The sequence below is a fragment of the Akkermansia sp. UNK.MGS-1 genome (assembly GCF_000980515.1).
GTDB lineage: Bacteria > Verrucomicrobiota > Verrucomicrobiia > Verrucomicrobiales > Akkermansiaceae > Akkermansia > Akkermansia muciniphila.
The window spans coordinates 32,992-38,783 of record NZ_LBCB01000013.1 but is presented as its reverse complement, the minus strand read 5'-3'; the positions used below and the strand labels follow the sequence as shown (position 1 = coordinate 38,783).

Below are 5,792 nucleotides of genomic sequence, written 5' to 3'. Positions count from 1 at the left end.
AATGAAGGAAGCGAGGGGGGCCGCCCTTTCCTGATCGTTTTATCAATAGTATGATCTGAAGTCGGTGTCGATAGAATTTTATTTGTATGTTTTTGATTTTTTATAAAAGATGGTCATTATTTTACACGAAAAGATAATATTATAATTCTTACGTTCAGTGCATTCCCTTAATAGACATCAATGTTGTCTGTTTGTTAGAAAATGTTTTCCTCTCATGCTGAGCCCTTGACAGGAGGCCATCCCTTCCGGGCATCAGTCCAATTCCTGTAATCAATGTTTTTCTTTCTCGAAGAAAGAATATTTGACGATTCAGTAGTTTGTGTTTCTGAATTTGCTGTAACCCTTAAAGCTGTGCGATTTATAGAATTATTTTCGGTTTTTGGCGTCTTAAATCCATCCTCTCATCTGCAACTCCAAGAACTTTTTCCGATGAATCGTGAGAATAAAGAACTTCGTCGCTATCGGGTGTTTTTTACAGTTTACATACTCTCTGCATAGGTGTGTTGTATGACCTAATGATCTAAGGAATCTACAGGGAATTACGAGAAGTCTTCCTGCTTTTCAGTTCTTCTGCCAGCTATTTGTAATTCCGGCAATGACTCCTCTTCTCATGCGGTTTCTGCTACTGTAGCAAAAATGGTGATGCTAAAGTGGTGCAACTTTTCTTGCGTTTTGGTACGTTTTTACGCGTTTTTAATAATTTTTGAGAGAAGCGGGAAGAGAAAGAAAAGCCTCACAAGTGGTTAACTTGTAAGGCTTTATTTTGGTAGGCCCGGTAGGGTTCGAACCTACGACCAAGGGATTATGAGTCCCCTGCTCTAACCGCTGAGCTACGAGCCCGTTGCAGAACAACGTGAAAGGATGCTAGCAGAATTGGAGGAGGAAAGCAAAGTTTTTATCCTGCAGTAAACGTTTTGGATTTGCGAATGGGCCGGGAGGCGGGAGAGGCCGGAGAAAGGTTCAGACTTGCAGCTTCGTCCAGCTCCGCCCCTTGACGATTTTATAGAGGATGGCGGATTGGACGGCCATTTCAAAGGCGAAAACCAGCCAGATGCCCCACAAAGTCATGGTTTCCGGTGCCAGCCTGAACCATATCCAGGTGCAGACGACCCGGAAAAAGCCCATAATGCCGTAGGAAATAAGCATGACTCTCCGGGTGTCTCCCGCGCCGCGCAGGGACATTTTCATCACGATGCAGGCGGCGAAGAATGGTTCCACCACCAGCATGGTGCGCAGCACGGGGATTCCGGTATCAATAAGGGTCGTGCTGCCGTTGGAAAATATCTCCATGAACAGGGCGGGAAAGGCACTGAAGAGCACTCCCAGGCCTGTCATGAAGATGACGGCGTACCGCATGCATTTCCAGATGGTGATGCGGGCCATAAGCGCGTTCCGGGCTCCCAGGTATTGCCCCACGAGCGTGGAAGCGGCTATGCCGATGGCGAAGCCGGGCAGGAAACTGAGCGATTCAATGCGGACGGCAATATTGTGGACGCCCAGCACGCCTTTAACAGGCAGTTCGCTGATGATGGAAAGGCAGAACATCTGGATGCCCCACATGCCGAAGACTTCCACGGCCTGCGGCAGCCCGATTTTCAGGATGCGCTTCTGCATGCCCATGTCCGGCCGTAGATGGGAAAAGCTGAGGTACAGGGGCGGGGCATAGTGTTCTCCCCGTTCCCGGACAAGTTCTTCCAGGGATTCATTTTTCCTGCCCGTGAAGATTTTTTTTCTGCGCCGCAGCATGATGAACAGCAGGATGCACATGCTGATGCCGTAGCCGCAGACCGTTCCTGCCGCAATTCCTCCGATGCGCCAGCCGCCCAGAGGAGCGTCCGCAAAGACGAAAATGACGCTGAAGATGACATTGAGGATGCCTACGCTCATCATGATCCAGAAGGGAAGCCGCGTGTCTCCGGAGCCTCGCAGGGCGGCATTGATGGCAAAGACCACGCCGCTGAACGGGGCCGCAAATGCGGCCATATAAACGTATTGCAGGGCGTAGGCCCGGGCGGTTTCATTCATGGTCAGTACGTGCGTGACCAGGAAATCGCTGCATGTGAAGAGAAGTCCGCAGGAGATGGTTCCTGCCAGGAGCCCCAGCATGGCGGCCTGGTGCAGGCCATGCTGGGCCTGGGGATAGTCCCTGGCGCCCGTCATGCGGGAAACGATGGCTGTGGCTCCCATCATGATAGACCCCTGGATGACGAAGCCGAACCACATGATGAAGACGACGGCGCCCATGCCGTCAGAGATGTTGATGGTGTCCTGGGCGTCCACCCCTATTTTAGTGGCGATGAAAAGGTCGGACGAGGTGACGAAAAAGCTCAGCAGCTGTTCCAGGAATGGCCAGAAAGCAATAACGGCGATTTGCCGGGGCAGGGATAGTCCGGCAAGTTTTCCGCCCAGGCGGGCGCGTACCGCCTTGCCGCGTATGATGCCTTCTCTTGCGTCCCCCGCACTCATCGCTGGGCTGTGTAAATGCTGGCAATTCCCCCGTTCAGAGCTTCCGCCGTGATATTGCTGTAGCCGCATTCCCGCAGCAGAGCCTTCATGGCCTGCCCGCAGGGGAAGGCTTCAATGCTGTCCGCCAGGTAGTCGTATGCTTCCCGGTGGCCGGTCATCCACCCTGCGATGACGGGAAGGATGCGGTGCAGATAAAACCGGTAAGGGCTTTTCAACAGGCTTTCAGGCAGGGAAAAATCCAGAATGAGCAGATGGCCCCCCGGGCGCAGCATACGGCCCATTTCCCGCAGGGCGTCCGGATAGCTGGCCATGTTCCTCAGGCCAAAGGCGACAGTGACCGCATCATAGGAGGCGGAGGGGAAGGGCAGGTTCATGGCGTCTGCGCAAACCAGATGATCCAGTCCCCGCCTGGCCGCTATGTCCAGCATGGGCTGGCAGAAGTCGGACCCGGTGAGGCGGATTTCCGGCATCGCGTTCAGGATGGCCAGGGCCAGGTCTCCCGTTCCAGTCGCCAGATCCAGAAGGTTTTCCGGTTTCCATTCGGAGACAAGCTGAACGACGCGCTGGCGCCATAGCAGGTCCACACCCATGCTCAGCACATGGTTGGTAGCCACATAGCGCGGGGCAATAGCGGAAAAAGCGGCTTTGACGAATTCTGGATTACGCATGCGGAAAGGGTTGGGGATAGTAAAAAAGAGCACTATAAGTGCTCTTTTTATGAAGGAAAGGGGATGGGGTGTCGGACGGGGCTCGAACCCGCAACAACCAGAATCACAATCTGGGGCTCTACCATTGAACTACCGACACCATTTAGTGTTGTGGTGCGGCAGACATTACCCGTCCTCTTCCATTTTGGCAAGAAGAAAATGAGTTTAATGAGTTTTTTGAACGGAATACTTTCTCAATTATACAATAAAAACATGATAGGACGGTTATTTGTTTCCCATTTGGAAAATTACGGAGAAACCGTGTGGTCTTCTATTGCACCCTCCTGGATTTGATGTAAACTTTTTTATTATGGGAATTGATGTAATATACGCCGCCTTTCGGACCGACCCGGTAGGTTCTGTTTTCCCGTGCCCGGAGGGCCCGGTGGGCAGTGTGTTCCCCCGGCACCATTCCGGAACACAGAGGCGTATATTCCGGAAGGAGCGGTTTGCGGCTGCATTGGGGAAGGCAGAAGAGAACCGGAAGGAGGACGGCCTGGATGAAAAGGGAGTGTTTCACAAGAGCGTTACTATCCTTTTCAGAGGGTTGTTTTGTCAAGTGGGAGAGCCCGGCTGAACGGCTTTTCGTGAAAAGAATATGATTTTTTATGGGTTATTTGAAAACGAGTGTTTGAATTTATTTTATTTCCAATTACTGTTGTTGAAGCCGCTGCTGCATTTTAGTTGTTAACCGCTCATTTATCCATATCCGCTCCATGAATTTCTTTCCTCATATTCCCATGTTGTCCACTGTATTCAACAGTATAGGTTGCTATTTATTGCCGTTCGGAGTTATTTTGCTGTGGCTTTTGTATGAGTCAAAAAAAGTAAAGACCATCCTCCTTGCCGCGCTGGTGCTTTTGAGCATGGTATGCATGTTTTTCCATGAAGCCTTCGCTCCCAGCAGGGAATATCCGTGGGACTGCATGGTGGAGCATATTTTTACGGGAACGCTTCTGCCTTTCCTTTGCCTGCTGGGATATCTTCTGTACGTGTTTCTTTGCGCCTGCATTCCTGTTTACCGGAAGGTGTGGAAGGGCATCGGTTTTTTCGTTCTTGGAGGAATGAGCCTGGCTTTTGAGTACGTGAATGTGTTCTTCCCGGTGGCGCTGCTGGCGGGTTATTTATTCCGTTTCACCATTTTCCGGAAATTCAGGAATCACCTTCCCCTGGTCAGGAAATGTCACGGGGTTCTTGCCGTAGGGGTCATTCCGGGAATCTGTCTGATCGGTGTTGTCAGCGCCATTCTGTTTCCTCCTCCGGAGAGCTTTATATGCGACAGGATTCATGAGGAAATGGAGCGTGACATGGCTTTGTGGAATTACCAGAGCAATCTGGTACTGCTGTCCAGCCGTTTTCTTAATATGGAACGCGAAAACGGCTGTATTACCGTAAAGTACTATTGCGAAACGAATATGGGCCCTGCCGTGTACAAGGCGTTCTGCAATAATTACGGCGGTTATGTGCGGGCGGAATGTTCCCTGCTGAACAGATAATTTCCCTGATGGGAAGGAGTCCGCCTTTTCAGGTCGAAGCTGTTTAGATCTGAATGTCTCCGGTGAACACAAGGTCTGCCGGTCCGGTCAGCGTGACGTCAGTAAAACGGTCCCCTGTGCGTTGGAATCCGACTTTAAGCGTGTCTCCGCCCGCCACGTCCACCTGAATGGGGGAGGGGGCGTCCGCCAATACGGCATGCAGCAGCGCACAGGCGGTCATTCCCGTTCCGCAGGCAAGCGTTTCATCCTCTACGCCGCGTTCGTAAGTACGTATGGCAATGTGCCCCGGAGACAGGATTCTGGCGAAGTTGGCATTGGTGCCTTTGGGTGAAAAGGCCTCATGGTAACGCAGATAGGCTCCCAGCCTGGAAATGTTCAGGTCCTCCAGCTTGTCCAGAAACGCAACGGCATGGGGAACGCCCGTGTTCAGGAAATGGACATCCGCCCCCACAGTCGGATCGGCATTCAGCACGAAGAGCTGCATGGAGTGGGGATTGGTCAGGTTTACGGTGACGTTGCCGTCTTTTTCAAAGGTTGCGGTGACGACGCCGGCCATGGTTTCAAAAGGAAGGGGGGCTGTCTTGTCGTGATGAAGCAGGGCGGCGGCAAAGTTGCCGAAGCAGCGGGCGCCATTGCCGCACATTTCCGCTTCTCCGCCGTCCGCATTGTAATAACGCATACGAACAATTCCCCCCTTGCCCTGGGAAGGTTCCACGGCGATCAACCCGTCAGCCCCAATGCCGAAGCGGCGGTCACACAGGGCTTCTATGGTTTCTCTGTCCAGCACGGAGGAGAGGCTCAGGTCACGATTGTCCACCATGACAAAGTCGTTGCCGGCACCCGTCATCTTGTAGAAATGAAGCAGCATAATAGTAAGTTGTGTTGTGCCGAAAGTCTAATGTTCCCGGCCGGTTTTGGCAAGGCGGCTTACATGAATGACATGGCATCCACATCAATGACAGCCGTCAGGTCTTCCCCCAGGCCGGCTTCCTGCACCAGTTTCCGGAGAGTGCGGGAGAGGATGCGGGCGGATGGCCCCTTGACCGTAATCTGGAATCTGAACTGTCCGTGCGCACGGGGGATGGGGGCAGGCATGGGGTCGGTCATCGTGGCGGGAGGGGGG

Annotated in this window: 5 protein-coding genes and 2 tRNA genes; 1 reads left to right on the top strand and 6 read right to left on the bottom strand. The window is 52.5% G+C overall.

Annotation, left to right across the window (positions count from 1 at the left end; genetic code table 11):
- Positions 1 to 764: 764 nt before the first annotated feature.
- The 4 genes from WW58_RS08545 to WW58_RS08530 all read right to left on the bottom strand — a co-directional run bounded on the left by WW58_RS08545 (position 765) and on the right by WW58_RS08530 (position 3,273).
- Positions 765 to 840, bottom strand: a tRNA-Ile gene (locus tag WW58_RS08545).
- Between the two features lie 120 nt (positions 841 to 960).
- The gene (locus tag WW58_RS08540) at positions 961 to 2,466 is read right to left on the bottom strand and encodes an MATE family efflux transporter (protein ID WP_046436921.1); all 1,506 of its coding nucleotides are present in this window, start codon (positions 2,464 to 2,466) and stop codon (positions 961 to 963) included.
- Positions 2,463 to 3,134: a ubiquinone/menaquinone biosynthesis methyltransferase gene (locus WW58_RS08535; RefSeq protein WP_022197188.1), complete on the bottom strand. Its 672-nt coding sequence runs from the start codon at positions 3,132 to 3,134 to the stop codon at positions 2,463 to 2,465. The genes WW58_RS08540 and WW58_RS08535 overlap by 4 nt, the downstream gene beginning before the upstream one ends.
- A gap of 64 nt (positions 3,135 to 3,198) precedes the next feature.
- Positions 3,199 to 3,273 (bottom strand) — tRNA-His (locus WW58_RS08530).
- Positions 3,274 to 3,889: 616 nt separating this feature from the next.
- Between WW58_RS08530 and WW58_RS08520 the strand changes: the two genes are divergently transcribed.
- The gene (locus WW58_RS08520) at positions 3,890 to 4,669 is read left to right on the top strand and encodes a hypothetical protein (RefSeq protein WP_102743212.1); all 780 of its coding nucleotides are present in this window, start codon (positions 3,890 to 3,892) and stop codon (positions 4,667 to 4,669) included.
- Positions 4,670 to 4,712: 43 nt separating this feature from the next.
- Here WW58_RS08520 and dapF read toward each other — a convergent pair whose 3' ends face one another.
- Together dapF and WW58_RS08510 are read right to left on the bottom strand one after the other, a co-directional pair.
- Positions 4,713 to 5,537 (bottom strand): diaminopimelate epimerase, encoded by an 825-nt coding sequence (dapF, locus tag WW58_RS08515; protein ID WP_046436915.1) that lies wholly within the window; start codon positions 5,535 to 5,537, stop codon positions 4,713 to 4,715.
- Between the two features lie 59 nt (positions 5,538 to 5,596).
- A partial coding sequence (locus tag WW58_RS08510; protein WP_252921089.1) for a hypothetical protein occupies positions 5,597 to 5,792 on the bottom strand: 196 nt, incomplete at its 5' end.